This is a genomic window from Paraburkholderia sp. 35.1, from assembly GCF_050436525.1.
GTDB classification, from domain to species: Bacteria; Pseudomonadota; Gammaproteobacteria; order Burkholderiales; family Burkholderiaceae; genus Paraburkholderia; species Paraburkholderia tuberum.
This window is the reverse complement of the sequence record NZ_JBNDMJ010000002.1, coordinates 1043618-1068583: the sequence shown is the minus strand read 5'-3', so window position 1 is coordinate 1068583 and position 24966 is coordinate 1043618. Positions and strand designations below refer to the sequence as shown.

The 24966-nt window shown below is 63.9% G+C and carries 25 protein-coding genes; 10 read left to right on the top strand and 15 right to left on the bottom strand.

Annotated features, from left to right (window positions below):
* The first annotated feature begins 124 nt into the window (after positions 1–124).
* A complete protein-coding gene (locus OKW27_RS10825) occupies positions 125–634 on the top strand; it encodes a hypothetical protein (RefSeq protein WP_429333459.1) in 510 nt (169 codons plus the stop codon).
* A 149-nt stretch (positions 635–783) separates the two neighbouring features.
* Positions 784–1296, top strand: a complete 513-nt coding sequence (locus OKW27_RS10820) for a metal-dependent hydrolase (RefSeq protein ID WP_184063278.1) — start codon at positions 784–786, stop codon at positions 1294–1296.
* A gap of 52 nt (positions 1297–1348) precedes the next feature.
* Here the strand turns inward: OKW27_RS10820 and epsC are convergent, their stop codons facing one another.
* Both epsC and OKW27_RS10810 read right to left on the bottom strand, forming a co-directional pair.
* Positions 1349–2275 carry a serine O-acetyltransferase EpsC gene (gene epsC / locus OKW27_RS10815; protein WP_090807303.1) on the bottom strand — a complete coding sequence of 309 codons (927 nt, stop codon included), beginning with the start codon at positions 2273–2275 and terminating at the stop codon, positions 1349–1351.
* 147 nt (positions 2276–2422) lie between these two features.
* Entirely contained in the window at positions 2423–2656 is a 234-nt protein-coding gene (locus OKW27_RS10810) for a hypothetical protein (protein WP_013092363.1), read from the bottom strand.
* 328 nt (positions 2657–2984) lie between these two features.
* Between OKW27_RS10810 and OKW27_RS10805 the strand changes: the two genes are divergently transcribed.
* Both OKW27_RS10805 and OKW27_RS10800 read left to right on the top strand, forming a co-directional pair.
* Complete coding sequence (locus OKW27_RS10805) at positions 2985–3437, top strand: DUF3005 domain-containing protein (protein WP_184024819.1); 453 nt, start codon at positions 2985–2987, stop codon at positions 3435–3437.
* 143 nt (positions 3438–3580) lie between these two features.
* On the top strand, positions 3581–4186 hold the full coding sequence (locus OKW27_RS10800) for a short chain dehydrogenase (RefSeq protein WP_090807306.1): 606 nt from the start codon (positions 3581–3583) through the stop codon (positions 4184–4186).
* A gap of 3 nt (positions 4187–4189) precedes the next feature.
* Here the strand turns inward: OKW27_RS10800 and araD are convergent, their stop codons facing one another.
* The 7 genes from araD to OKW27_RS10765 all read right to left on the bottom strand — a co-directional run bounded on the left by araD (position 4190) and on the right by OKW27_RS10765 (position 12383).
* Positions 4190–5926 carry an L-arabinonate dehydratase gene (araD, locus tag OKW27_RS10795; RefSeq protein WP_090807308.1) on the bottom strand — a complete coding sequence of 579 codons (1737 nt, stop codon included), beginning with the start codon at positions 5924–5926 and terminating at the stop codon, positions 4190–4192.
* 31 nt (positions 5927–5957) lie between these two features.
* Positions 5958–6899, bottom strand: a complete 942-nt coding sequence (locus OKW27_RS10790) for an ABC transporter permease (RefSeq protein ID WP_090807310.1) — start codon at positions 6897–6899, stop codon at positions 5958–5960.
* The gene (locus OKW27_RS10785) at positions 6899–7786 is read right to left on the bottom strand and encodes an ABC transporter permease (protein ID WP_429333458.1); all 888 of its coding nucleotides are present in this window, start codon (positions 7784–7786) and stop codon (positions 6899–6901) included. The genes OKW27_RS10790 and OKW27_RS10785 overlap by 1 nt, the downstream gene beginning before the upstream one ends.
* On the bottom strand, positions 7783–8862 hold the full coding sequence (locus OKW27_RS10780; protein WP_429333457.1) for an ABC transporter ATP-binding protein: 1080 nt from the start codon (positions 8860–8862) through the stop codon (positions 7783–7785). The genes OKW27_RS10785 and OKW27_RS10780 overlap by 4 nt, the downstream gene beginning before the upstream one ends.
* A 172-nt stretch (positions 8863–9034) precedes the next feature.
* The gene (locus OKW27_RS10775; protein ID WP_090807316.1) at positions 9035–10204 is read right to left on the bottom strand and encodes an extracellular solute-binding protein; all 1170 of its coding nucleotides are present in this window, start codon (positions 10202–10204) and stop codon (positions 9035–9037) included.
* 248 nt (positions 10205–10452) lie between these two features.
* Entirely contained in the window at positions 10453–11397 is a 945-nt protein-coding gene (locus OKW27_RS10770) for an SMP-30/gluconolactonase/LRE family protein (protein ID WP_429333456.1), read from the bottom strand.
* A complete protein-coding gene (locus OKW27_RS10765; RefSeq protein ID WP_429333455.1) occupies positions 11394–12383 on the bottom strand; it encodes a dihydrodipicolinate synthase family protein in 990 nt (329 codons plus the stop codon). Before OKW27_RS10765 ends, OKW27_RS10770 begins: the two co-directional genes overlap by 4 nt.
* 504 nt (positions 12384–12887) lie before the next feature.
* On the opposite strand from OKW27_RS10765, the gene OKW27_RS10760 reads away from it, so the two are divergent.
* On the top strand, positions 12888–13592 hold the full coding sequence (locus OKW27_RS10760; RefSeq protein WP_090807322.1) for a helix-turn-helix transcriptional regulator: 705 nt from the start codon (positions 12888–12890) through the stop codon (positions 13590–13592).
* On the opposite strand, the gene OKW27_RS10755 is transcribed toward OKW27_RS10760, so the two are convergent.
* Entirely contained in the window at positions 13576–13893 is a 318-nt protein-coding gene (locus tag OKW27_RS10755) for a hypothetical protein (protein ID WP_013092374.1), read from the bottom strand. The genes OKW27_RS10760 and OKW27_RS10755 overlap by 17 nt on opposite strands.
* 156 nt (positions 13894–14049) lie before the next feature.
* On the opposite strand from OKW27_RS10755, the gene OKW27_RS10750 reads away from it, so the two are divergent.
* On the top strand, positions 14050–14643 hold the full coding sequence (locus OKW27_RS10750; protein WP_090807325.1) for an acyl-homoserine-lactone synthase: 594 nt from the start codon (positions 14050–14052) through the stop codon (positions 14641–14643).
* Between the two features lie 55 nt (positions 14644–14698).
* On the opposite strand, the gene OKW27_RS10745 is transcribed toward OKW27_RS10750, so the two are convergent.
* Complete coding sequence (locus OKW27_RS10745) at positions 14699–15388, bottom strand: FadR/GntR family transcriptional regulator (protein ID WP_090807327.1); 690 nt, start codon at positions 15386–15388, stop codon at positions 14699–14701.
* A 281-nt stretch (positions 15389–15669) separates the two neighbouring features.
* Here OKW27_RS10745 and OKW27_RS10740 point away from each other — a divergent pair, with 281 nt between their 5' ends.
* From OKW27_RS10740 to OKW27_RS10730, 3 genes are all read left to right on the top strand, one after another.
* Positions 15670–16137: a universal stress protein gene (locus OKW27_RS10740; protein ID WP_090807329.1), complete on the top strand. Its 468-nt coding sequence runs from the start codon at positions 15670–15672 to the stop codon at positions 16135–16137.
* Between the two features lie 221 nt (positions 16138–16358).
* Positions 16359–17126 (top strand): helix-turn-helix domain-containing protein, encoded by a 768-nt coding sequence (locus OKW27_RS10735; protein ID WP_429333454.1) that lies wholly within the window; start codon positions 16359–16361, stop codon positions 17124–17126.
* A gap of 114 nt (positions 17127–17240) precedes the next feature.
* Positions 17241–18563 carry an SUMF1/EgtB/PvdO family nonheme iron enzyme gene (locus tag OKW27_RS10730; RefSeq protein ID WP_429333453.1) on the top strand — a complete coding sequence of 441 codons (1323 nt, stop codon included), beginning with the start codon at positions 17241–17243 and terminating at the stop codon, positions 18561–18563.
* Between the two features lie 322 nt (positions 18564–18885).
* On the opposite strand, the gene OKW27_RS10725 is transcribed toward OKW27_RS10730, so the two are convergent.
* Positions 18886–20010: an NAD(P)/FAD-dependent oxidoreductase gene (locus OKW27_RS10725; RefSeq protein ID WP_429333452.1), complete on the bottom strand. Its 1125-nt coding sequence runs from the start codon at positions 20008–20010 to the stop codon at positions 18886–18888.
* Positions 20011–20475: 465 nt separating this feature from the next.
* Here OKW27_RS10725 and OKW27_RS10720 point away from each other — a divergent pair, with 465 nt between their 5' ends.
* Entirely contained in the window at positions 20476–21192 is a 717-nt protein-coding gene (locus OKW27_RS10720) for a TetR/AcrR family transcriptional regulator (RefSeq protein WP_429333451.1), read from the top strand.
* Positions 21193–21228: 36 nt separating this feature from the next.
* Here OKW27_RS10720 and OKW27_RS10715 read toward each other — a convergent pair whose 3' ends face one another.
* Genes OKW27_RS10715 through OKW27_RS10705 form a run of 3 tightly spaced genes read right to left on the bottom strand, consistent with a single transcriptional unit; the run spans position 21229 to position 24932 of the window.
* A complete protein-coding gene (locus OKW27_RS10715) occupies positions 21229–21933 on the bottom strand; it encodes a carboxymuconolactone decarboxylase family protein (RefSeq protein WP_429333450.1) in 705 nt (234 codons plus the stop codon).
* 36 nt (positions 21934–21969) lie between these two features.
* Positions 21970–23979 carry an acyl-CoA synthetase gene (locus OKW27_RS10710; protein WP_429333449.1) on the bottom strand — a complete coding sequence of 670 codons (2010 nt, stop codon included), beginning with the start codon at positions 23977–23979 and terminating at the stop codon, positions 21970–21972.
* Positions 23976–24932, bottom strand: a complete 957-nt coding sequence (locus tag OKW27_RS10705) for a fumarylacetoacetate hydrolase family protein (protein ID WP_429333448.1) — start codon at positions 24930–24932, stop codon at positions 23976–23978. The genes OKW27_RS10710 and OKW27_RS10705 overlap by 4 nt, the downstream gene beginning before the upstream one ends.
* Positions 24933–24966 lie beyond the last annotated feature (34 nt).

The window sequence follows — 24966 nt, the reverse complement described above, 5'->3', positions numbered from 1 at the left end:
TACGCTTGCGCCGTCGTCGACCGGCAACCAGGTCGCCGCGGCAGTCGGTCTGCGGCATCGCTTCTGACGGCGGTTTGCCGTCAGACCAATAAACGCATGGCCGCGCTAGTGACGACGTCGACACATGCTCGGTATACTGCCCCGGCCGCCGTGCGACGCCGCGAAACCGCGCCGCCTGCACGGCAGCTTCGTCGCGAAGCATCGCGCTGTACGTCAGCGCATCGCGCTTCGCCCGCGCCTCACCTTCCCATGCATGACCGGGAATGCCGACGATCGGATCATGAAAAGACTTCTCATGCTTGCCCCAGCTGTCGCCCTCACCGCCACCCTCGCCGCTTGCGGTTCATCGGGCGGCTCCGCGCGCGATGCGTCCGCACCGCTCGTGTACGTGTCGTCGTCACGCACGCCTGCGTCCATCGCCGCCTGCCTCGAAGAACGTCTGCCGCGCGTGCGCACCTCGCACGCCGGCGCGGCGACCGAACTTGCGGTCGGTGCCGATTCGCACAACTCGTACTTCGTCACGCTGACCCCGCTCAACGGCAACACGGTCATCAAGGTCGTGCATCCGGCCCATGCCCCCGACGATCCGCCCGAGGAGGAAATGCGCTTCGATATCGCGCGCTGCGCGACCTGAGCGGCGCGGCGCGCTTGAACGCCGTGCGCGTCATGCACGGAAGGCCGGTGCGCGAATTTTTATCTCGCGCATCGGCTATTTTTTTACGCGCCCATCTGCGAACATAGCCGCCCTTTGTTTTTCGCGCGGCACGTGTGCCGCGAGTTTCGATGGCATCCAGCAAAGCGCATCATGCGACCGGTTTCGCAGCCGGCATCATCGCGGCGGCGATCGTCGCGCGCAGCGGCGGCGGTCCGTTTCATGCTGGCGTGCTGCTGAGCTTCATCGCCGGCGTGGCCGGCAGCACCGCGCCGGACTGGCTCGAAGTCGCATGGTGGTCGCGCGCGCGGCGGCTGTGGATCACGCATCGCACGTTGACGCATTGGGGCATCGGCTGGCTCGCGCTGCTAGCGGTGTCGTATCACACGCTCGGACATTCGATCTTCGCGGCGCCCGCGTTCGGCTTCGCGTGCGGCGGCCTGATGCATCTGCTCGCCGACTGGCCGAATCCGCTCGGCGTGCCGTGGATCGCCGGGCGACATTCGTTGAATCTATGGAATAGCGGGCACTGCGATCTGATCGTCGTCGCGGCGTCCTGGGCGGCCGCGTGGTTTATCGGCGAGCATGTGTGGCTGCATGGCATGCATGCGTTGCCGTGGTTGCGCCATTGGCCGATCGGCTAGGCGCAGCGCGATGCTATCGGCCCGGCGTGCGGGCGCGGCGGCTAGCCGTGCATCATTGCCGTCCGTTGTCGGTGCGCTCTCCTTCGCGGACCTTGCCTTGCGATACGCTGCTGCCCGGCGGCACGCTATGCGTGAGCCACACGTTGCCGCCGATCACCGACCCGCGCCCGATCGTCACGCGTCCGAGAATCGTCGCGCCCGCGTAGATCACGACATCGTCCTCGACGATCGGATGCCGGGCGTTGCCCTTGATCAGCGTGCCGTCCTCATCGGCCGCGAAGCTCTTCGCGCCGAGCGTGACCGCCTGGTACACGCGCACGCGCTCGCCGATGATCGCTGTCTCGCCGATCACCACGCCGGTGCCGTGATCGATGAAGAAGCTCGGCCCGATCGTCGCGCCCGGGTGAATGTCGATGCCGGTCGCCGAGTGCGCGATCTCGTTGATGAAGCGCGCCAGCAGCGGCACGCCGAGCCGATGCAGCGCATGCGCGAGCCGATGATGCGTCATCGCCCACACGCCCGGATAGCACAGCAGGATTTCGGTGATGTGCTGCGCGGCAGGGTCGCCGGTGTACGCAGCCTGGATGTCGCTGACGAGCAGCGCGCGTATGCCCGCCAGTTGCGTCGCGAACTCGCGCGCCACCGCGAACGCGCGCTCCCGCAACTCGGCGTCCGGCGTCTCGCCGAACTCGGGCAGGAAGCGCAGCGCGCGGCGAATCTGTTCGGCGAGCAGCCGCAACGTGCTTTCGAGCGTGTGGCCGACGTAGTAGTCGACCGTTTCGTCGGTTAGATCGGGCGCGCCGTAATGCGTCGGGAACATCGCGGCGCGCAGACCGGCCACGATATTGACCACCGCTTCGCGCGATGGCAATTCGCGAATGCCGAGCGGATGCCGCGTGCGATGCAATTGCTCGCGCGAGGCGCGCAGGTCGGCGACGATCTGTTCAAGGCCCCAGTTATGGGAAGGCTCGTTGGGCATAAGGGACGGCGCCGTGCGGCGTGCACGGTTCGAAGTGGTTATCGAGCAGAGATTACCGCGTTTTAACGGTGCCCGCCCGGCAGCGCGCAGGTCGGCTCGGATTCATTGCGTCGACGTGCGCTGGCACGCACGCATCGTTCCCTGACTTCAGATAGTCAGACTGCTCGCGTCGATCCAGCGCACTGCCCAATCGCGCGCGTGCGCGATGGCAGCGGCTTCGTCGGAGAAGCGCAGTTCCGTGGGAAAGAAACGGTTAGCGACCAGTTCGCCGTCGCTCGAGCGCGAGATCACCACATACGGTTGCCAGGAGCCGTCGCCCGAGCGCGCCGGTTCGCAATTCAAAAGATAGCCGCGATGTGTGAATGCAGCATCGAAGTGCATGAGTCACCCGCCCCTGAAGCCCCGTAACATTTTCTCAGTCGCGCGGCCATTTGTTTGTTAGTTTTTCCCACCATGCCGGAGCAGCCGGAGCATGCCGTCAATTTATCCGCGCGTCGGTCGCAGGAGTAAGATCATACTCTGTAGAAAATACGCGTCCATTGAAAAAAACGAAATGAATCGCGGACGTCATCGCCGTTTAATCGCGAGGTAACGCCACTCGCATCGAAGGATGGCGGACAACGCATCGCGACTCCCGCGCACCGCGGCGCCGTGTCAGTCGGAACGGCTTTTGCTCTTTCTTCGAATGTTTGCTTCAGGAGAATGCACGATGAACAGCGCGATCAGCAAACCCGAAAACGCCGGTACGAAACCGGACCCGAAGGACCCACGAAGCACGGACCTGCACAACGACCGCACGCACGACAGCACGGTCGACACCGACGGCAAGAACCGCGAAGCAGCCCGTCTGGCGGGCCACGGCGCGATCTCGCCCGACGCGGTCACGACCAGCAATGCGACGCTCGACAACAGCGTGCCCGAGTCGCTCGATGGCATGGCCGGCTTCGACAGCAGGGTCGGCGGCAACCACCTGCTGCTCGCGCTCGAACCGGGCTACTCGGTGATCGACAAGGGCATGGCCGAGCCGCTCGACGTCTACTCGGCCGACCATCAGTACGACGACCCGCGTCCGGTCGGACAGCGCCACGATCGTGGCCGCATTCACTATGCGCTCAATCATTTGCGGCCTGCGCGCGTAATCGAATTACATCGGGTGAAATAGGCGCGCGCGTATCATCCCTTTATACGCGCGCGTTTGAATTACCGGGTTTATTCCGATTTATCAGGCAATCACGCAGCACGCACTGTTTTATTCTGGTGCGTGCTTTGCCTGGTTTAACGTGGGTTCGTTTAATGGAGTTGCGGATGAAAAGAATCGTCGTCATCGGTGCCACGGGCACGCTGGGCCAGGCGATCCGCGCGGAGCTGAAGGCGCGTCACGAAGTGATCGAGGTGGGCGCGACGCGCGGGCAATATCACGTCGATAGCACGGACCCGGCGAGCGTCGAGCGACTGTTTCGCGACATCGGCAAGGTGGACGGCGTCGTCACCGCGACCGGCAAGGTGCATTTCGGTCCGCTGGAGCAGATGAGCATCGAGCAGTTCTGGGTCGGGCTGCGCGACAAGTTGATGGGCCAGATCAACGTCGTATTCGCGGCGCTGCCGTATGTGAACGACGGCGGATCGTTCACGCTGACGAGCGGCATTCTGGGCGACGAGCCGATCCCGCAAGGAGCGAGCGCGACGACCGTCAATCTCGCGCTCGAGGGCTTCGTGCGCGGCGCCGCGATCGAACTGCCGCGCGGGCTGCGCATCAACGTGGTGAGTCCGACCGTGCTGACCGAGTCGATGGAGGCTTACGCGCCGTTCTTTCGCGGCTTCGAGCCCGTCAGCGCGCAACGCGCGGCGCTTGCTTATCTGCGCAGTGTGGAGGGGGCGCAGACGGGGCGCGTGTATCGCGTGGGGTATTGAACCTCAGTGAATCTCCGGCTCGCCCGAGCTATCGGGACTCACGCCGCCGCGCTGCAGGAAGTCGAAATCGCAGCCTTGATCCGCCTGCATCACGTGCGCCTGATGCAGGGCGCCATAGCCGCGCTCGAAGCGCGCAGCGGGTTTGACCCACGCGGCCTTGCGGCGCGCGAGCTCTTCGTCCGATACCAGCAGATTCAGCCTGCGGCGCGGCACATCGAGCTCGATCAGATCGCCGCTTCGCACCAACGCCAGCGGCCCACCGACGAATGCCTCGGGCGCCGCGTGCAGCACGCACGCGCCATAGCTCGTGCCGCTCATCCGCGCGTCAGAGATGCGCACCATGTCGCGCACGCCTTTTTGCAGCAGCTTGCGCGGAATCGGCAGTTGACCCCATTCGGGCATGCCCGCGCCGACCGGCCCCGCGTGCTGCAGCACGAGCACGCAGCTTTCGTCGATGTCGAGCGCGTCGTCGTCGATGCGCGCGGCCATGTCGTCGTAGTCGCTGAACACGACCGCACGGCCCGTATGCACGAGCAGATGCGGCTCGGCCGCGCCGGGCTTGATCACGGCGCCGTCGGGCGCGAGATTGCCGCGCAGCACCGCGAGGCTGCTGTCGCGCAGTAGCGGATTCGTGCGGCGGCGGATCACGTCGTCGTTGAAAATGCGCGCGCCGGCAAGGTTCTCGCCGAGCGTGCGGCCGTTCACGGTTTTCTGCGAGCCGTCGATCAGTTCGCCCAGTTCCGCGAGCAGCCCGCGCAAACCGCCCGCGTAGAAAAAGTCCTCCATCAGATAGGCGCCGGTCGGTCTGATGTTCGCGAGCACGGGCGTGCGGCGCGCGATCTCGTCGAAGCGGTCGAGCGTCAACTCGATGCCCGCGCGCCGCGCAAGCGCGATCATATGCACGACCGAATTGGTCGACCCGGACAGCGCGACACAAGTCGTCACCGCGTTATCGACCGATGCCGCCGTGATCAGGTCCGACGGCTTCAGATCCTCCCACACCATCTCGACGATACGCATGCCGGTTTGCGCGGCCATCTGCGCATGCCGCGAATCGGGCGCGGGAATCGACGCGAAGCCGGGCAGCGTGAAGCCCAGCGCTTCGGCCGCGCTCGTCATCGTCGATGCGGTGCCCATCGTCATGCAGTGACCGGGCGAGCGCGCGATGCCACCCTCGACGCCCTGCCAGTCGTCCGGCGTCAGCGTGCCCGCGCGCAGTTCGGCCCAGTAGCGCCATGAATCGGAACCCGAGCCGAGCGTCACGCCGTTCCAGTTGCCGCGCAGCATCGGGCCGGCAGGCAGAAAGATGGCGGGCAGATCCATCGAGATCGCGCCCATCAACAAAGCGGGCGTGGTCTTGTCGCAGCCGCCCATCAACACGACGCCGTCGGCGGGATACGAGCGCAGCATCTCCTCGGCTTCCATCGCGAGGAAATTGCGGTACAGCATCGTGGTGGGCTTCTGGAACGGCTCGGACAGCGTCTGCACAGGCAGCTCGATCGGAAAGCCGCCGGCCTGCCAGATGCCGCGTTTCACTTCCTCGACGCGCTGCTTGAAATGCGTGTGGCACGGATTGATCTCGCTCCACGTGTTCAGAATCGCGATGACCGGCTTGCCCGCGTATTCGTCGCGGTTGTAGCCCATCTGCGCGGTGCGCGAGCGGTGGCCGAACGAACGCAGATCGTTCGCGCCGTACCAGCGATGACTACGCAATTCCTCGGGGGTCTTTCTCTTCGTCAACGTCTACTCCACGATTGGGGCCGACCATGCGTCAGCGCCTCTGTTCTTTCACGCGGGACACGATCTGCGTCGGGCTCACGAATTGTAGTGCGATCAGCACCCAGACCAACGTGATCGCCATATAGATCATCGCCATCGCATCGATCGATTGCGGCGCGCGCACGCCGGTCGAAAACACAGCGTAGTACAACGCGACCACCAGCGTTTGCGTGGCCGGACCGGCCGTAAAAAACGTCAGCTCGAACATGCCGATCGTGCGCACCAACACGAGCAGCCCCGCCGCCAGCATGCCCGGCACGAGCAGCGGCAGCAGCACATAACGGAAATAGCGGAACGTGTTCGCGCCGAAAATGCGCGCGGCCGCTTCGAGATTCGGATCGATCTGCTCGATGAACGGCGTCATCACGAGAATCACGAACGGCAGCGCCGGTACGAGATTCGCAAGAATTACGCCCCATAGCGTGCCGGCGAGTCCGACCTTGTACATCGCGGTCGCCATCGGAATGCCGTAGGTGAAGGGCGGCACCATCAACGGCAGCAGAAAGATCAGCATCGCAAGGCGCTTGCCGCGGAATTGCACGCGCGCGAGCGCATACGCAGCCGGCACGCCGAGCAGCACCGACAGCAGCACGACCGCGCCGACCACCTGCACGGTCACCCACAGCACGCTCGCGAGCTGGAAGTCGCTCCACGCCTGCGCATACCAGTGCAACGTGAAGCCTTGCGGCAACGCGGTGCCGAACCAGCGCGTCGCGATCGAATTCACCGCGACGGTCGCAATCAGCAGCACGACGTTGATCAGGAAGAACGCCATCACGGCCCATACCAGCACCTGCCAGATGCGGCCCGGCAGATTCGCGCGCTGACGCGCACGTTGCGCTGGCTCGCGGGCGCCGTCGCCCGGCTGAGGCGCCGCGCAAGCGGAGGTGGACGCGGACCAGTCGGGCTGCGTCGCGCGGCGATCGGTCGTCATCAGCCTTTGCCTCCCGTTACGGGACCACGATAGAACCAGCGGCGCGCGCCGAGCAGCGCGGCGACCACCAGCAGTTGCACGAACCCCATCACCATCGCGATCGCCGATGCGAGCGAATAGTCGTAGCTTTCGAACGCGGCTTCGGCCGCGGCAATCGACATCACGCGCGTCGGACCCGCGGGCGCGCCGAGCAGCACCGCCGACGGAAACACCGAGAACGCCTGCACGAACGACAGACACGCGGCCATCGTGAGCCCCGGCACGAGCAGCGGCAGATAGATGCGGCGAAACTGCTGCCACGGACTCGCGCCGAGCGTCGCGGCCGCGCTTGCGAGCGTCGGGTCGATGCCGGTCACGTACGACAGCGTCAGCAGAAACGCGAACGGAAAGCCCGACACGATCAGCGACAGCAACACGCCCGTGAAGTTGTGCGTGAGCCGCACCTCTTGGGTGTACAGATGCAGCGCCTGCAACGCCTGAGGCAGCCAGCCGTGCGGACCGAAGTACGTGAGCATGCCGTCGGCGATCAGCACGGTGCCGAGCGTCACCGGGATCACCAACAGCGTCGTGACGATCTTCTGATACCGCGAGTAGCGGCGCAGCGCGAACGCGACTGGCACCGACACGCCGACGTTGATCAGCGTGGCCGGCACCGACAGCTTCAGCGTAACGAAAATCGTCGGCCACATCGACGTGTCGGTGAAGAACGTCAGATAGTTGGCCCACACGCCGCCGCCGTTCATCGGCCGGAACGACAGCGCGAGACCATACGCGAACGGATAGATGAACAGCGCGACGATAAAGAACAGCGCGGGCGCGACGAGCCAGGCCTTGGCATCGCGCGGCGCGCGGGACGTAAGCGGGGGGACAAGCGTCGGCGTGTTCATGCGGCCTCGGCGTCGTAGACGAGCACGCACGACGGCCGCGCGCGCAGCGTGATGCGCTCGCCCTCCGCGCATTCACCGGTCACGCGCGCCCACACGTCGCCGAACGCGGTCTTCACGCGCAGCAGCGAATCGTGGCCGCCGTATTCGACCGCGTCGATCAGCGCCTCGAACGCGTTGTCGGCGCCGGGCTCGGCGCGCTCCATGTCTTCGGGGCGCAGCGCGACACTCACGCGTTTGCCGTCGAAGCCGGCCATCGGCGTGCCGATGAGCCGCACGCCGTTGGCACTGACCACGACGCCATCGCCTTGTATGCCCTCCAGCGTGAACTCGGCGACATTGCGATAACCCATGAAGCGCGCGACATGCAGATTGCGCGGCCGCGTATAGACCTCCTTCGGCGTCGCGACCTGCTGCACGAGGCCTTCCCTCATCACGACGATGCGATCGGCCATCGACAGCGCTTCGTCCTGATCATGCGTCACGTACAGCGTCGCACGTTCGAGCTGCGTATGGATGCGGCGAATTTCCGCGCGCATTTCGATGCGCAGCTTCGTATCGAGATTCGACAGCGGCTCGTCCATCAGGATCAGCGGCGGCTCGATCACGATCGCACGCGCGATCGCGACACGCTGCTGCTGGCCACCGGACAATTGGCCGGGCAGCTTGTGCTCATGACCGGTCAGTTGCACCAGTTTCAAGGCCTCGCGTGCACGGCGCGCGATCTCGCTTCTGCCGACGCCGCGCATTTTCAGCCCGAAGCCGACGTTCTCCAGCACACTCATATGCGGGAACAGCGCGTAGTTCTGGAACACCATGCCGAAGCCGCGCTTTTCCGGCGGCAGCACGTCGATGCGCCGCTCGTCGAGCCAGATGCCGCCGCCGGTGAGCGGCTGCAACCCGGCGATGCAGTTCAGCGCCGTCGATTTGCCACAACCCGACGGCCCCAGCAGCGCGATGAACTCGCCGCGCCGGATCGTCAGATCGAGACCCTGCAGCGCGGCGATCGCGTGGCCTTGCGGGTTCGTGAAACTGCGGCTGACCGAATCGAGCCGCAACTGCTCAAAGTGATGCTTCATGGCGGTTCCCTGCTCCGCGTGAGGCGACGGATGTCGCGAGTGCCGCGCTTGCGGTGGGCGCGGCGCATCAGGCACTCAAGCCGAGACGCGCGTGATCGCTGAAAACACGCAGCGCGGCGGAACCTCACGCCGCGCTGCGTTTTGCCCCGTTTCCCGTCGCATTGGTGAAGGCCTATTGGGTCTTCTGCGCGCCGATCTCGCTATCCCACTTCTTGAAGGCGGCGACCATCGCCGCTGCGTTCAGCGGCAACGCATGCGGATGATCGGCCAACATCTTCGCGTATTCGGGGCGGCCATACTTTTTCAGCACCTCCTGGCTGTGCGCGGGCGCCTGCTCGACGGTGACGCCCTTGATCGCCGGACCCGGATAGAAGTAGCCGTCGTCATAGGTCAGCGCCTGCTGCGCGGGCTCCAGCATAAAGTTCATCATCTTGTACAGCACGTCGAGCTTTTCCTTCGGCACGCCCTTCGGAATCACCATGTAGTGCGCATCGTTGACCCACGTCATGTTGTCGAACGGCTGTACGCGGAAGTCGGCCGGCACGATGCCGAGCGCGCGCGGATTGATGTCCCAGCCGGTCACGGTCACGGTCATGTCGCGCGTGCCTTCGCCCAGTTCCTTCATCACCGCCGAGGTACCGCCCGGATAGTACGGTATGCAGTCGTTCAACTGCTTCAGGAACGCCCACGTCTTGTCCCAGCCGTGCACCGGGTCCTGCGGGTCCTTGTCGCCGAGCACGTAGGGCAAGCCCATCAGGAACGTGCGGCCAGGACCGGAATTGGCCGGCCGCGCGTAGATCAGCTTGTCGGGGTGGGCCTTGCACCATTGCAGCAGTTGCTCGGGTGTCTTCGGCGGATCGCTGACCTTGGCCGGGTTGTATTCGAGCAGCGGACCAGCCGGCATATACGCGACCTCGAGCCCGTAGCCTTGCGCGAGATCCTGCATCTTGCGCGGGCCCGGCGCGTACTTGTCGAGCACGCCGGGGAACTGCGCCGCGTTGTCGGGCAGCAGCTTGATCCACAGGTTCTGCTCGATGCCGGCCGCGAGCGCGTCGGTGCCGGTCAAAACGAGGTCGATATCGGAGCGGCCCGCGGCCTGCATCGCCTTGATCTTGCCGGGCAATTGCGGCGCGGGCGCGTTCGTGAACGTGATGTTCGCGACGAGATTCGGATTCTTCGCCTTGAACGCCTCGAAGCCCTTCTGCGTGAGTTGAAGATCGCCGGCCACGTCGACGATATTGATCGTGACCGGATCGGCCGCGTGCGCGGCAAGGGTGAACGCCGCGCTCGCGGCGATACAGACGGATACCAGCTTGAACGACAACCTGTGCGAAACAGTCATTGCGTCTCCTCGCTTCTTGGTATGGAAGCCCGCTGGTCGATGCGTTGCGGGCGGTGTCTTTCTACCAAGGGAACATAGCGAAGCGCAACAGCCGATGTCAAGCAAATAGTCGAGAGTGTGAGTCGGACGAGAAAATGGCTCGTTTTACCTGAAATCCTTGTCGTTCAATGCCCGGCACCGCGGGTTAAGGGCAAACCCGAGCCCTCGCCGCGATAGCAATACATGTTGTCTGGTTAGCGGACAACCGCTCAACCTCCGCGCACGCCCTGCGTATTGACGAACAGCGAATACAACCCGTGGCTCGCCGCCATGAACAGACGGTTGCGATGCCGTCCGCCGAAGCAAACGTTCGCGCAACGCTCTGGCAACGCGATGTGGCCGAGCGGCTCGCCTTGCGGGCTGAACACGCGCACGCCGTCGAGCTCGTCGGTGCCCATGCCCCACCCGCACCACAAGTTGCCATGCGTGTCGACACGAAAACCGTCCGGGGTGCCCGGACCCGCGTCGATCAGCACGCGGTTGTTCGACAGCGTCGTGCCTTTGCCATTGGCCTCGACATCGAATACGCGGATCTTGCGCGGCTCGCCGCGCGATTGGACCACGTACAGCAGCGATTCGTCCGGCGAGAACGCGAGACCGTTCGGGGCGGGCACGTCGTCGACGACCATCGACACCTCGCCCGACTGGCCGTCGATCCGATACACGCACGCCTTCAGCTCGGACTGCTGCTGCTCGCCCTCGTAGAAACCTTCGATGCCGAAGGTCGGGTCGGTAAACCAGATCGAGCCGTCCGATTTGACGACCACGTCGTTCGGCGAATTGAAGCGCTTGCCTTGATAGCGATCGGCGAGCACGGTAATCGAGCCGTCGTACTCGGTGCGCGTCACACGCCGCGTCAGGTGCTCGCAACTGACGAGACGCCCTTCGCGATCGCGCGTATGGCCGTTCGCATTGTTCGACGATTGACGGAACGTGCTGACCGCGCCCGTCGTTTCGTCCCAGCGCAGGATGCGGTCGTTCGGAATGTCGCTCCACAGCAGATAGCGGCCATCGCCGAACCACACCGGCCCCTCCGACCAGCGCGTGCCCTGATACAGGCATTCGACCGACGCCGACGCGATGATCAACGACTTGAAGCCCGGATCGAACACACGGATGGAGGGATCGGGATAGCGTCGGCTGTGATCGGTCATGGAGTTGTCTGCGTGTCGGAGCGGTTCGATTGGGTGGGCGCGAACTCGCGCTCGAGAGCGAGCAGCGTGCGCGCGGTCTGCGCGATCTTCGCATGATGCTCGCGCGGTGTCGAACTGAGCAGCGGCTGCAGCAGCCCCATGTCGGCGAGGCCCGCGAACGTGATTGCATCGTGCAGCACGCGGATCAGCGAGATGTCGTTGCGCAGCGTTTCGAGCGGCATGAATGCATCGTACAGACGTTGGGCGGTGTCGTGATCGGCGCTACCGGCGCTATCGGCGCTCCGGCCGCTTTGCACCGCGCGCAGCAGCGCCATCACCATGCTCGGCGCGATACAGCCGCTTCCGGTCGTCCACGCTGCGAGTCCGAACTCGCGCAGATGCACGAGCGCCGGCCGCTCGCCCATGCCCGATACGATCTTCGCGGCCGGCACGCGTTGCAGCAGCCGGCGCAGATACGGATCGTCAGCGGGGTTGTCGCGCGGGATCGCATATTTGACCGCGCTCAGCGTCCCACGCTCGACGAGCCGCGCGAGCGTATCGACAGCGACGTAGTTTTCGCTCTTGATATACAGCGTGAGCGGCATGCCGGCCGTGTCGGCGACCCGCGTGAGGCCCGTCTCGACGCCCTCGGACGTCGTGAAGCCGCCGAGCGGCAGCACCATCGCCGTGCGGTAACGCGTCTGCGCGAGGATGCGCGCCTGATCGAGCATCTTGCCGTAGTCGGGACCCAGCGCCGGAATCACCCGTGTCCCGGGACCCGCTGCCTCGGCGAGCAGGTCCAGCAGCTCGCGGTATTCGCTGACCGCGACGTGATAAAGGTTCGCATTGCCGCCATACAGTAGCGTGCGTACACCGCCCGCTTCGATATGGCGGATCAGCGCGAGATTCTGGGCAGGGTCGAGCGTGTAGTCGGCCCGGCGCGCGAGCGGCGGCACGGCCATGACCGACGCGGCGAACTCGCCGTCGCTAAGCGGTGATTCGTTCATGATGGTTGACGCGGAAACGCGCTAGGCGGAGGTTTCACGGTAGCATCGGCATCACAATGTTGTCAAACAACCTGCGCGTGACGATCGCCCAGCATGCCGTCGCGGCGAATTGCGCGGGAGCCGATCACGAAATTTCCGCGAGCAATAACCCGCTTTCCGAGATAATCGAGTAAACACGATTTAGTTTAAAGCGCGACGAAATAATGCTGTCAACGAAACATATTAAAATCTGTCGCCGGATGCCGATTAGCCGCGCCGCGCACCCGAGAAGCCCGGCCGGGTTAAAGATTTATTTCCATCAGGATAATAATAGGCGACGCCGGCGTTGCTATCACGTGGCGGCTATCGTTTACCCCGCGGCGCACCGGCGCATTACGTTCGAGTTTTTAGTGATAGATTATGCGGACCAAAAGAGCGGACCGAAGTTTGTCTGCCAATAACCGCGGACGGGATGTTTGCGAGCCTGAGAGAGCCAAAAAATTGCCGCTACACTTTATCGAGCAGATGGCACCGCTACTGGACGCCGCCGACGAGGCGGAATGGTTCGGCGTGATTACGGGCTTTGCCGAAACGTGGGGCTTCGACAAGATTCTGGTCGCGATGCTGCCGCGGCCAACCATGCGTCTCGAGGACGCTTACCTGCGCAGCACTTACGCACCGGCATGGCGCCAGACGTACGACGAGCAAGGCATGGTGCATATCGATCCGACGGTCGCACACTGCCTGTCACGCTCATCGCCGCTGGTCTGGACGCCCGAGATTTTCGCCAGCCCGGCGCAGCAATCCCTGTATGAGGAAGCTCGCTCGTACGGCCTGAGCGCGGGCGTGACGCTGCCAATTCATGGGCCGAATCAGGAAGCCGGCATGATGTGCTTCGTCAATGACGACAAGCCGTCAGACGGGTTCAGGCGCCATGTGAACGCCGCGTTGCCGAACCTCGTGCTGTTGCGCGACCTGGTGATCGACACCAGCAAACAGCATCTGAATTCACATGCGCAGACCTTGATGCCGAAGCTCACGCCGCGCGAGCGAGAATGTCTGAAATGGACCGCACGCGGCAAATCCACGTGGGAGATATCTCACATCCTGAGTTGCTCGGAAGCGGTGGTGAACTTCCATATGAAAAACATCAGGGCGAAATTCGGCGTGAATTCGCGGCGTGCGGCAGCCGTGATCGCGGCGCAGCTTGGGCTTATTGACCCGGGTTGAGCAGCGCGGCCGCGTCGCGGCTGTACATCACACGCTCGGCGCGACCCAGATCGGCGTCCGACACGGTCTTCATGAAGTACAGACCCAGCAGGATCGACACCGGCGCCGGGATCTCCGCGCCCGACTCGAAGCGGCTGCCGCGCGATTGCGTGACGCCAAAGCGAGCCCAGAAACGGCGCTGGCTCTCTTTTTTCTTCTTCCGATAGGCAATGATCAGAACGCGATCCACTGCCGAAGAGACCTCCGAAGGACGCGCCTGGAGGTGGGTTTGCGGTTGCCAGTGATTGTCGAGGAGTTCCATTTTGGACCCTTGTAGGTTGGGGGCGAAGACGTGTCTGAATTCTGATATACCCGATAAGCATCCACACCTATCCAGGTAGGTAGGTGGCGCAAAGATTCAGAATGCATAAGTTTTCCTGCGTATCTGGCAGCCCCCCAACGCGTACAGGAGAACGTCATGCAAACCACGATCCGAATTGGACTCCGGCAGGAATTCGACAACGAACTGATCAACGAGATGTACCGCTTGCGCGCCCGGGTCTTTCACGGCCGGCTCGGCTGGGAAATTCCGACCATCGCGGGAATGGAGATAGACGGCTACGACGCGCTCGGGCCGTACTACATGCTGATTCAGGGCGAAGACGAACGGCTGCGCGGCTGTTGGCGCCTGATGCCGACCGAAGGTCCGAACATGCTGAAAGACACCTTCCCGCAGCTACTGCATGGCGCGGCCGCGCCGGTCGGGCGACATATCTGGGAACTGAGCCGCTGGGCGATCGAAACCGGCGGTGAGGAACAGTCGTTTGGTTTCACGGATATGACAATCCGCGCAATTCAGGAAGTGATGCGCTTCGCGCAGCGCATGGGCATTACGCATTACGTCACGGTGACCACCACGCCGATTGAGCGCATGCTGCGCCGTGCCGGCCTCGACATCAGCCGGCTCGGGCCGCCGCTGCAGATTGGCATCGAGCGGGCCGTCGCGCTCGACGTCGCGGTGAGCGCGAAAACGCTAACCTCGCTGTTCGGGCCGGTCGCCGTCGCTGCTTGAGCCGCGCCGAAGCGCGGCCTGACAAAAGTCGCGACGCCTTCACCCGCGCGCGGACTCAGGAACCGAACATCCGTTCCAGCGCGTTCTCGAGATGCGCGCGCATTGCGGCCCCCGCGCCCGCCGCGTCCTTGCGGCGGATTGCGTCGAGCACCGCCATGTGTTCGGCCTGCACCAGCCGCTGCCGCTCCACCGTCTTGACGAGCGACAGATTGCGCGACAGGTTCATGCTGAACAGGATCTGCTCCTCGATGAACGACATCACCGTGATGAAAAACGGATTCTTCGACGCGCGCGCGACCGCCTGATGAAACAGGAAGTCATCCTTCGCGCCGATCCCCTGCGCCTCGATGATGCGCTCGAGTTCGTCCCACGCGTGCTGGATCGCGGCGATGTCGTCGGCGTCGGCCTTCAGCGCTGCCTGCGCGGCCGCGCCCGCCTCGGTCACGATGCGAAACTCATAGCAGCGGCGGATATCGGACAGCGTTTCGAGCGGCGCGAAGCGGCGTACGTCCGGATCGGGGCGCCGCGCGACGGTCGTGCCAGAGCCGTGCCGCGTCGAGATGATGCCGTCGGCCCGCAATCGCGCGAGCGCTTCGCGCACGGTCGGTCGGGACGTGGCGAAACGTTCCGCCAGCGCGTGCTCGGTCGGCAATCGCTCGCCTTCCTTGTACTCGCCTTCGAGGATGCGGTTGAGAATGTCGCCGTAGATCTGGTCGGGTAAGCCCTTGGTTTTTCGATCGTTCATCAGCGGACTGGCCAGCTTGTCTGAATATGGCTTGATTGTAAGGCCAACCCTGTTTCGGCTTCAGCAAAGTTTTACGGGTTGTAAGCATGCCAGGCTGCTTCGCGCACGCCGCCGCGTCCGCCATTTTGTCCGCGCCGCGCCGGAATATTTGGCAAATGTTTGATTTACATCCTGGTCCGGTGCATCTTTTCGGGCAATCATCTAAGCTTCATTGGTATAAAAGATCAATAAACCTGCCGCGGTTAGCAATGTGGCAGACGCATTTTTGACGCGGAGCCGATATGTACACACGCATCCTTGTAGCGGTCGACGGCAGCAATACCTCGCGCCGTGCGTTCGAAGCGGCGCTCGATCTCGCCAAATCGAATGGCGCGGTGTTGCGGCCATTTTATGTCGTCGAAAACACCCCGATGTACTTCGAGGCGCCCGGCTACGACCCGTCGATCCTGCGCAACCGCCTGATCGAGGAAGGCCAGGAGCTGCGTGCCGAGTTTTCGAAAGTGATGGCCGAGCAAGGTGTGAAGGGCGACCCGGCGGTCTCCGAGGCTTCGTCGCTCGGCGATGTCGCCGAGATCGTGCTGCAGGCCGCCGCCGAATTCAACGCCGACCTGCTCGTGATGGGCACGCACGGCCGGCGTGGCTTTCAGCGGCTGATTCTCGGCAGCGTCGCTGAACGCTGCGTGCGCCAGGCCACTCTTCCGGTTCTGCTGGTACCGTCCGCCGCGGGCACCGACAAGGAACCCGCCTGACTCTTTCATCAGGCGCAGGGCGGCACGCCACGCCCTGCCTTGCCGGAATCGAGCCACGCTACGCGTCGACGGGCGACGTCGATATAGGCCGCGGCGACTCACCTTCTCACCTTCGTCAGAGCACCGCCGTTGCTCGGACTGCCGAGCAGCGAACGCGTCACTTTGCCGCCAGTTGCGGGTCATAGCGGGTGGGACAATTTCACCACTACCAATAATCGAACATGCTGAATCCTACTGCTGTGACCCGTTCCTCGACCCGCTCCGCCGGCAACCGCGAGGCCGTGGCGGCACGCGCAGCCGCACGTACCGCCGCGCGCTGCTCCAGCTGTTCGATGCGTGAGATCTGCATGCCGCAGGGGCTGTCGGCGGAGGAACTGCCGAAGCTCGAAACGCTGATCTGTTCGGCGCGCTCGGTGCCGCGCGGCGAAGCGCTGTATCGCAGCGGCGACCGCTTCGACAATATCTACGCGGTGCGCTCCGGCTCGATGAAGACCGTGATGGTCCACCGCGACGGCCGCGAGCAGGTCACCGGGCTGCGTCTGGCCGGCGAGCCGCTCGGGCTCGACGGCATCAGCGCGGACCTCCATGCGTGCAGCGCCGTCGCGCTGGAAGACAGCACGGTGTGCATCGTTCCCTATAGCGCGCTGAAGCTGCTGTGTCGCGAAATCAGTTCGATCCAGGAGCGCATGCACAAGCTACTGGGCGCGCAGATCGTCAGCGAAGCCGCGCAGATGATGGTGCTCGGCTCGCTGTCCGCCGACGAACGCGTCGCCGCCTTCCTGCTGGACATGTCACAGCGCAATGCGCAGCGCGGCTACTCGTGGTCGGAATTCAATCTGCGAATGACGCGCGAGGACATGGGCAGCTACCTCGGCATGACGCTCGAAACGGTCAGCCGTACCCTGTCAAGATTTCAAAAACGCGGCCTGATCGACACGCGGGGCAAGCACATTCACATCGTCGATCTCCAAGGCTTGCGGCGAATCTAGCGGCCAGAGTGGCCTGGACGGTCGCGCTGTTAGTCTTGGCACGCCGCCTGCGAGCGGGTAGAGTTTTCAGACCGTCCCCCCACGGCAACCGTGTTGCATGGAGACCCGGCCCCAATGAATCGCGACCCTGTCCCGCATCATCCGCTCGTGCAGCGCCTGCTCGACGCGCGTCAAGTCACCGACGAACTGTTTGCGATCGTCAAATCCGACTACCTCTATGAACGGCCGATCCGCGAGCGTCACCGCGTCGTGTTCTACATCGGCCATCTCGAAGCGTTCGATCGCAATCTGCTCGACCAGCGTCTGTTCGATCTGCCGGCTTTCGCGCCGGAACTCGACCAGTTGTTCGCCTTCGGCATCGATCCGGTAGACGGCGGCTTTCCCACCGATCAACCCGGCGATTGGCCGTCGCTCGCCGCCGTGCGCGAGTACGCGACGCGCGCGCGCCGGCAGATCGACACCGCGCTCCACGAACTCGGCAGCCCGGCGCACGACGAGGCGGCCGTGCAGCTGCTGAACGTCGCGATCGAGCATCGGTTGATGCATGCGGAAACGCTCGCGTACATGCTCCATCAGTTGCCTCTCGCGCAGAAGAACACCGCGTTGCGCGAGCCGGTGGTGACGAGCGATGAGCAGCGCGACGCGTTGTCGTCGATGGTTAGCGTGCCGGCCGGCACGGCCGTGCTCGGCATGCCGCGCGAGGCCGGCCGCTTCGGCTGGGATAATGAGTTCGGCGAAATGAGCGTGGACGTGCCCGCGTTCGAGATCGATCGATACATGGTCACGAACGGTGCGTTCCTCGAGTTCATCGAAGACGGCGGTTATCGCGAGCCGAAGTGGTGGTCGCCGAAGGACTGGGCATGGAAGGAAGCGGAGCGCATCGAGCATCCCGCTGGCTGGTCGCAACGCACGGCGCAAGACGGTCGCCCCGCATGGACGCTGCGCACGATGTTCGACGACGTGCCCTTGCCGCTCGACTGGCCCGTCTACGTGAGCCACGCCGAAGCGAGCGCCTACGCGCGCTGGGCCGGCAAAACCCTGCCGACCGAGGCGCAATGGCAACGCGCGGCGCACGGTGCACCGCAAGCGGCATCGGGGAACTTCGATTTCCGCAGTTGGGATCCACGGCCCGTCGACGCGCATCCGGACAACGTCAGCACGTTCGGCGCGGAAGGTCAGTTCGGCAACGGCTGGGAATGGACCTCGACGCTTTTCGAAGCGCTGCCGGGCTTCGAAGCGTTTCCGTTCTATCCCGGCTATTCGGCCAACTTCTTCGATGGGCAGCACTACGTGCTGAAGGGCGGCTCGGCGCGTACCGCGCTGTGCATGCTGCGGCCGGAATTTCGCAACTGGTTTCAGCCGCATTATCAGTATGTGTATGCGGGGTTTCGGTGTGTGCGGGTGAGCATGGCGAGAGCTTTGAATGCGAATTTCTAACTCATGACATTGGCGCCTTGCTGGCGGATTAGCATGCCACGCGCTGCATAGTGTCATTATCGTCACGGTGACGACTATGTCACTACGTGGATTCCCCGAAAGCGGCCGAGCGCGTCAGAGGTTGCTGCGCCGGCTGCTGACGAAGTGTTGCTGGCCACGGCATCCGGACGGCGGACCTGCGTACAGGCGGCGCAAGCCTGCCTTGCCGCCATGCCCGGCGGACTTCGCAACGATGCGGCGTCAAGTGTTACCAGTCCCGGAACCAGCTCCGCGCACTTCCCGCCGCAGACCGCTGGTAGCGACGGTGGCCCGCCGGCCGTCCTTAGCCCTGGACAAGCCCGAGCGCCTTGCGAAATTTCGGAACAAGCATGTGCGCCGATTTCGCCATCCTGTTGACCCACGGCGTCGTCACCAAGCCAAGCACCGGCAGATGCGCGACGCCCTCGCGACTACCGAGAGTCACCACCATGGTCGGGACGTTGGTCTTCGGACGATAGACCTTCAGCGGTCCGGCTCTGCCCGACAGTACTGCACGGATATTAGATTCGGCGACGATGACTTGCCCGTGGATATGCCAAGCCATCTTGTTCTCCGCCAGATCGGTGATGTCGCCCAGTGCGAAGACGCGATCCTCGTCAGCCACGCGCAGGTGGCCGTCGACGCGGATGCGCCCCATTGAATCGAGCAGATGCCCGAACTGAGAGCGCATGAAGTCGGTGTTGGGCCGCCCGCCGATGCACGAGATCAGGAGGTCATAACGGATCGACCGTCCACGGTTCGTCAGCGCCTCCCCGGCGGGTGCGAGAGTCTCGTGTAACGGCGCAGCGCCATCGGCAAGGCGCTCATCAGTCACGATCGTCACCCCGCGCGCCGCGAGAACTCCTCGGGCATGCTCGGACAGTCGCAAAGACGTTCCGCCAAGGATTCGTGCACCTGCCTCGATGACCGTGACGCGCTTTTGCGGGAAGGCTTCGCTGATCTCGCCTGCCACTTCGATTCCGATGGGGCCGCCGCCGACGATAAGGATCCTGTCCGCGGCCAGCAACCTCGCATGAAAGCGACGATAGAACGCTTTGCGCTCGTCCATCGTCTCGCCCTCCGATCGCATCAGCGAACTGGAGAAACGACTGCCCGTCGCAAGCACGGAAACATCGGCGCGCCCCAGGCTCCTCAGGCCGTCCGCGTCGGCAATCCTGCCCCCGTTCGCGGTCCATTCGACAAGCCGCGCTCGGACGCGCGTGACGTTTGGCAACGCGACGGCGAACGGGATCATCGCGGGTTCGGCAAATTCAGGATCGACGAGGCTTCGCGGCACCGCCATCGGTACTTCGAAGTAGTCGAGCGGATCGATCAGCGTGACATTGAAGTCTTTGCTCAGGCGCCGCGCGAGCAATGCACCGCCGATTCCGCCGCCATAGATCGCAATGGTCTTGCATGAGCCTGCCATAGGAAATCCTTCTGAGAGTCAATTAGCCTTCAATGCAAACGCGCGCTCGATGGCGTCGCTCGATGGCGGCTGAACTAACCGTTGCAGGTGGGAAGACAAGGAGCTCACAGGATGGGAGCAGGCTTGCTTCCTCCGCAGCGCACTGTTCGACCGACATGGCGAACAGTGCGCGCGCATATAATAACATATATGTCATAATGACAATGCCGACACTCATACCTGTTCGACAATGCATCCGGAACGCTGCTACTCCAGTGCCGTCGCCTCCGGTTGGGCGCCTGGCGGTTGAAAAAAACACGCCTCGCGCTGGTCCGAGCCCGACGTATGAATGACGTCAACGGCACGTCATGCGGCCCGTGCCATCGTGGCGGGGTTGGCGTGGTTTTCGCGCGTGTCCGAGTGATCTTGTAGTCATCATGACAGGATCGTCGTTTGATCGAGTACGGACAGCGTACAATCGTGTGAATGAAAACCCTTGACCATCGCCCACGCGTCGCAGCAGAGCGCCGAGAGCGCATGCGGGCGCGCTTGCTGAAGAGCGCACTTCGTCTCGTGGCGGAGAAAGGCCCCGCATCGACGTCGATCGATGATGTGATCTCTGCCGCGGAAGTCTCCCGGGGAACGTTCTACAAATACTTTGCCTCTCCGGAAGCGCTGATCCGGGAACTGGCCGGGACGGTCGCAAACGAGCTGATTGCTTTCGCCGAGCCGGTCGTCCTGCAATCCGAAGACCCGGCTGAACGAATCGCCTGCGGCATTCGTCTGGTGTCGCGACTCGCTCTGCACTACCCGGTCGTTGCCAGCTTCCTCGTGCGCGTGAGCTGGCCCGATGCGCAAGGACCGGGGCTTCTGCTCGATTTCGCGCGACGGGATCTGGCCAACGGCATACGAACAAGCCGCTTCAGGCCAATGCCGCTTGCGCTGGCGCTCAACGTTGTCGCCGGCGCCGTCCTCGGCGCAACGCATTCGATGTTGCAGCCGGGCTGCGATCCGGATTTCGCCGAACAAAGTGCAGCGGCAGCCCTTCGCGCGCTCGGCCTGCCGGGCAAAACTGCCGATCGGCTAGCGACACGAGCGCTCCCGACGCTCGCGAGTTTCCCAACGGGCCTGATGTCAGAGGTGCTCAACCAACCGGCCACTGCGAAGGAGAACACCGTCAGGAGGCGCGGCGTGACAGCCTGAAGCCACTGACGGGGTGTCAGCGCTGCCGCCCCGCGTTCATTGGGCTCGCGCCGATCGCGCGCTTTGGGCTCGGTCATCGTTCACGGGGCCGCCAATACCGGCGGCGAGGACGCGCTTGTCAAGCGATTCTTCCACCTGGATCCCCAGTGAATTGAGGACAGACGCCAACATCTCGTAGTGGCCGATCAACATGCAGAGTTCAATCAGCTTCTTGTCGTCGTACTGCTCGGCAAGTTGCCTCCACGTCGCATCGGCAATGACCCGGTCATGATGGATTTCATCCGCCGCTCTGAGCACGGCCGCGTGGTGTGCGCTCCATGCGGGCGAATCAGGGCCTTCGGCGACCCTCGCGATGTCGGTCGGGCTCAAGCCGGCGCCCAGCCCGATGCTGACATGCTGAAACCACTCGTATTTGCTTCGGCAGTTCCACGCAACGCGCAAGATGGCCAGTTCACAATCAATGCGGCTCAGCGTCCCGTAAGGCATGAGCGTCGAGGCGAACTTCCGCCAGGGACGGACGAGCCGCCGGTGCCGCATCAACGTCAAGAAGAGATTGGGTGCATTGACGCGTGCGCGTTTTCCCAAGATCCTCAACATCACGCGCGGAATCAACGGGAGTTGGTCCCGGCGCAGTGGGCTCAACCGAGGTGCGCGCAGGCTTCTCCACCCAAGGGGCGGCTCCAATGCTTTCTTTCCCGCAGAAGTCATGGCTAGAAATGCCTCCAAAAGGTCTTCGTTCATATCACCACAAACCTGTATAGCTTCCTGTCGACCCGACTATTGGCCGCCCTCATTGTCCGCGCCTGCCGTCTTCCTGTTGCCCACCCGCACCGCCTCTGCGGCTGCCGCGATCGAGAAGGGAAACGGGAACCGCCCCACTACCGCACTGGCCCTCGCTTCAAGCGCAGCTTCCGGAAGTTCGATTTGCAGGGAGATGCCGCTCGACTTGTTCTCGTCGACGCTCACGCGGGCGCCCGCAATGCCGGCTTCGACGAGCGCCGAGCGTAGCGCGTCGGCCGTTTCGCGCCGCTTCAGCTCCGGCTTGAATATCTTGCCGACGGCAGTGAGCGGCATCGCATCCACGATCCGGATCTGCTTGGGCAGTGCGGCCCGCTCGCTGATCTCGCGGCGCACGAACTCCGCCAGTTCCTGCTCGGTGGCGTTCGCGCCGGGCTTGAGCTGGACGTAAGCCACCGGCAACTCTCCGGCGTGCGCGTCGGGCCGCCCGATCGCCGCGGCGATCTGGACTGCGGGGTGGCGGTGAAGCGGTTCCTCTATCGTCGCGGGATCGATGTTGTGGCCGCCCCGAATGATCAAGTCCTTCTTGCGGCCGGTGAGCCGGAAATAGCCGTCGGCATCGCAGCACCCCAGGTCTCCCGTATTGAGCCAGCGCTTGCCATCGCCCAGATCCAGCCAGAGCCCCTTGTTCTGCTCGGGCTGCGCATAACCGGCAAAGACGTTCGGGCCGGAGATCACGAGAATCCCGGCTTCGTTCGCGACGCAGTCGCGGACATATCGGCCGGTGTCGTCGACGATGACGGCCTTCATCGCCTGCCCTGGAATACGCAGCCCGATCGACCCCAGCCGGCGCTCTCCGAGCGGCGGATTGACGCTGCTCACGCAAACCCCCTCGGTGAGCCCGTAGCCCTCGAGAATCCTGATGCCCGTGCGCTCCTGGAAGACACGGAACACCTCGACCGGCATCGGCGCCGCGCCGCACAGGCCGTATTCGAGCGAACCGATATCGCGACCGCCCACGGGAACGTCGAGCAACGACGCGTAGAGCGTCGGGACACCGCTGAAAAAGTTGATGCGGTGGTGTTCGACGATTTCCCAGAAACGCTTGACGACGCCTTCGCCGCGATAACCCTGCGGTGTACCGAGCACCACGTGTGCGCCCCGCGAGAACGGCACGAGCCCCGTCGCCAGAACGGCATTGACATGAAAGAGCGGCAGCCCGCAGAACACCGTCTTGCCCGGGCCGATGCTGTCGCCGAACAATTGGCCGACGCTCCAGGCGTTGGCGACCTCATTGCGGTGGCGGCGCATGGCGATCTTCGGCAACCCGGTCGTGCCGCCGGTACAAAAATAGGAGGACGACTCGTGGGCGCTGAAGCGGCGCCGGCTGTCCAGTGCGGCCCCGGACTCCCGGGCGATCGCACTGCCGAAATCATGGATCGCGACGTGCGAAGGAACGGCGCTGCGAACACCGCCGCCGCCATGCAGCCTCGAACACTCACGGCGTTGCAGGAACCGGGCCGCGAGCCGCTTCGGGCCTCGCACGCGGTCTGCGAGATCGACGAGCACCAGATGCTGCAGGGAGTTCACCCGGTCAAGGACGGCCTGCACTTTAGGCCAAAGGTCGGTCCCCGGGAACGGGGCCAGCGTCACGAGCACCTTGGCCCCCGATGCATTGAGCAGGTCGGCAATGGCAGTGCCCTCCAGCAGGGGATTGATGGCGCAGACGATGCCGGCCGCCTCCCCGCCCCAGATGACAAAATGGGTTTCCGGCAGATTCGGCAGCACATAGGCCACCACGGAGTCGCTGCGCACGCCCAGGCGCGCAAACAGATTCGCGGTTCGAGTGATGTCACGGAGGAGCTCCCGGTAGGTCCAGCACTCCGCCTTCCGGTGATCGTCGGCACGCAGAAAGAACGAGAGCGCGGGCGCTGACGGATCGACGGCCGCACCGCGGCAGATCATCTCGTAGGTGCTCGCGGGCAGATCCGCCGGCACTCCTTGCGCTTCGATCGCAAGGACGTCCGCCTGGCTTGCGATCCCTTTCATGCTGCCTCTCCGACGATGCGATTGCGCTGCACGCCGAGATCGATCAGCCCGTCGGGGCTGGCGATACGCGCTTCGACGAGGTCGCCGGCCTTCAGATACTGACTCCTGCCCGCCTGCACATTCATGAACATCCTCCACTTGACTGCTTCAGGCAGCAGTGCGGCAATCTTCTGTTTGCCCGGGGACGGAACGCTGAGCGCACAGCCGGACGGCGTGCCCGTCGAGAGCAGGTCGCCGACATACAGGTCATGCACACCCGACAGCTCGGTCAGCGTCTCCGCGGGACCATAGACGAGGTTGGCCGTCGAGTCATTCTGGCGTACGGCGCCGTTAACGGTCAGCGTCAGATCGAGTCGTCGCAGCGTCGGGATGTCGCGCGGCTCGAGCAGACACAGGTAAGGGCCGACCGGGCCGAAAGTGCGGTAGCTCTTGCCTTTATAGAACTGCATCTGCGGGATCTGGATGTCGCGGGCCGAGTAGTCGTTCACGATCACCGCGCCTGCGATGTACTCGTGCAGATTCGCATCGGTGATCGACTGACGGGACGTGATGTCGCGCTTCATCACCAGACCCAGTTCGATCTCGTAGTCGAGAAAGCGCACTTCCTGGGGCCGCACGACGGGCGAGTCGGCCGGGACGACACAGCTCGTCGCCTTCGTGAAGATCATGTTGAACGTCTTCGCATCCGGGTCCATGCCCGATTCGATCATGTGCTGGCGGTAGTTCGCGCCTTGACAGACGAACTGCTGATTACGCGTGACGGGCGAGAGCCACTCCACTTCGGACTCGGGAATCGCCGGCCCGGTCAACGCGGACAGCGTCTCGATATGGTTCATGCGGATGAAGTCGGCCGTCGTCTCGAACTCGCCCGGAATCGGCGTGACGATGCCCTTGCGGACGACGCCCCACTGGGCGCGGCCTTGATGCTTGTAATGCAGAACGTGCAGTGACATAAATACGCCTCGAATGGCTTTGCAAAATGACTCG

Coding starts and splice junctions, on each gene's coding strand:
- OKW27_RS10710 (WP_429333449.1), bottom strand. CDS start 23,979: ATGAAAGGGATCGCAAGCCAGGCGGACGTCCTTGCGATCGAAGCGCAA.
- OKW27_RS10785 (WP_429333458.1), bottom strand. CDS start 7,786: ATGAACACGCCGACGCTTGTCCCCCCGCTTACGTCCCGCGCGCCGCGC.
- OKW27_RS10780 (WP_429333457.1), bottom strand. CDS start 8,862: ATGAAGCATCACTTTGAGCAGTTGCGGCTCGATTCGGTCAGCCGCAGT.
- OKW27_RS10800 (WP_090807306.1), top strand. CDS start 3,581: ATGAAAAGAATCGTCGTCATCGGTGCCACGGGCACGCTGGGCCAGGCG.
- OKW27_RS10755 (WP_013092374.1), bottom strand. CDS start 13,893: ATGGAACTCCTCGACAATCACTGGCAACCGCAAACCCACCTCCAGGCG.
- OKW27_RS10730 (WP_429333453.1), top strand. CDS start 17,241: ATGAATCGCGACCCTGTCCCGCATCATCCGCTCGTGCAGCGCCTGCTC.
- OKW27_RS10745 (WP_090807327.1), bottom strand. CDS start 15,388: ATGAACGATCGAAAAACCAAGGGCTTACCCGACCAGATCTACGGCGAC.
- OKW27_RS10715 (WP_429333450.1), bottom strand. CDS start 21,933: ATGAACGAAGACCTTTTGGAGGCATTTCTAGCCATGACTTCTGCGGGA.
- OKW27_RS10770 (WP_429333456.1), bottom strand. CDS start 11,397: ATGACCGATCACAGCCGACGCTATCCCGATCCCTCCATCCGTGTGTTC.
- OKW27_RS10765 (WP_429333455.1), bottom strand. CDS start 12,383: ATGAACGAATCACCGCTTAGCGACGGCGAGTTCGCCGCGTCGGTCATG.
- OKW27_RS10810 (WP_013092363.1), bottom strand. CDS start 2,656: ATGCACTTCGATGCTGCATTCACACATCGCGGCTATCTTTTGAATTGC.
- OKW27_RS10760 (WP_090807322.1), top strand. CDS start 12,888: ATGGCACCGCTACTGGACGCCGCCGACGAGGCGGAATGGTTCGGCGTG.
- epsC (WP_090807303.1), bottom strand. CDS start 2,275: ATGCCCAACGAGCCTTCCCATAACTGGGGCCTTGAACAGATCGTCGCC.
- OKW27_RS10735 (WP_429333454.1), top strand. CDS start 16,359: ATGCTGAATCCTACTGCTGTGACCCGTTCCTCGACCCGCTCCGCCGGC.
- OKW27_RS10820 (WP_184063278.1), top strand. CDS start 784: ATGGCATCCAGCAAAGCGCATCATGCGACCGGTTTCGCAGCCGGCATC.
- OKW27_RS10805 (WP_184024819.1), top strand. CDS start 2,985: ATGAACAGCGCGATCAGCAAACCCGAAAACGCCGGTACGAAACCGGAC.
- OKW27_RS10750 (WP_090807325.1), top strand. CDS start 14,050: ATGCAAACCACGATCCGAATTGGACTCCGGCAGGAATTCGACAACGAA.
- OKW27_RS10825 (WP_429333459.1), top strand. CDS start 125: ATGCTCGGTATACTGCCCCGGCCGCCGTGCGACGCCGCGAAACCGCGC.
- OKW27_RS10725 (WP_429333452.1), bottom strand. CDS start 20,010: ATGGCAGGCTCATGCAAGACCATTGCGATCTATGGCGGCGGAATCGGC.
- OKW27_RS10790 (WP_090807310.1), bottom strand. CDS start 6,899: ATGACGACCGATCGCCGCGCGACGCAGCCCGACTGGTCCGCGTCCACC.
- OKW27_RS10740 (WP_090807329.1), top strand. CDS start 15,670: ATGTACACACGCATCCTTGTAGCGGTCGACGGCAGCAATACCTCGCGC.
- OKW27_RS10775 (WP_090807316.1), bottom strand. CDS start 10,204: ATGACTGTTTCGCACAGGTTGTCGTTCAAGCTGGTATCCGTCTGTATC.
- OKW27_RS10720 (WP_429333451.1), top strand. CDS start 20,476: ATGAAAACCCTTGACCATCGCCCACGCGTCGCAGCAGAGCGCCGAGAG.
- OKW27_RS10705 (WP_429333448.1), bottom strand. CDS start 24,932: ATGTCACTGCACGTTCTGCATTACAAGCATCAAGGCCGCGCCCAGTGG.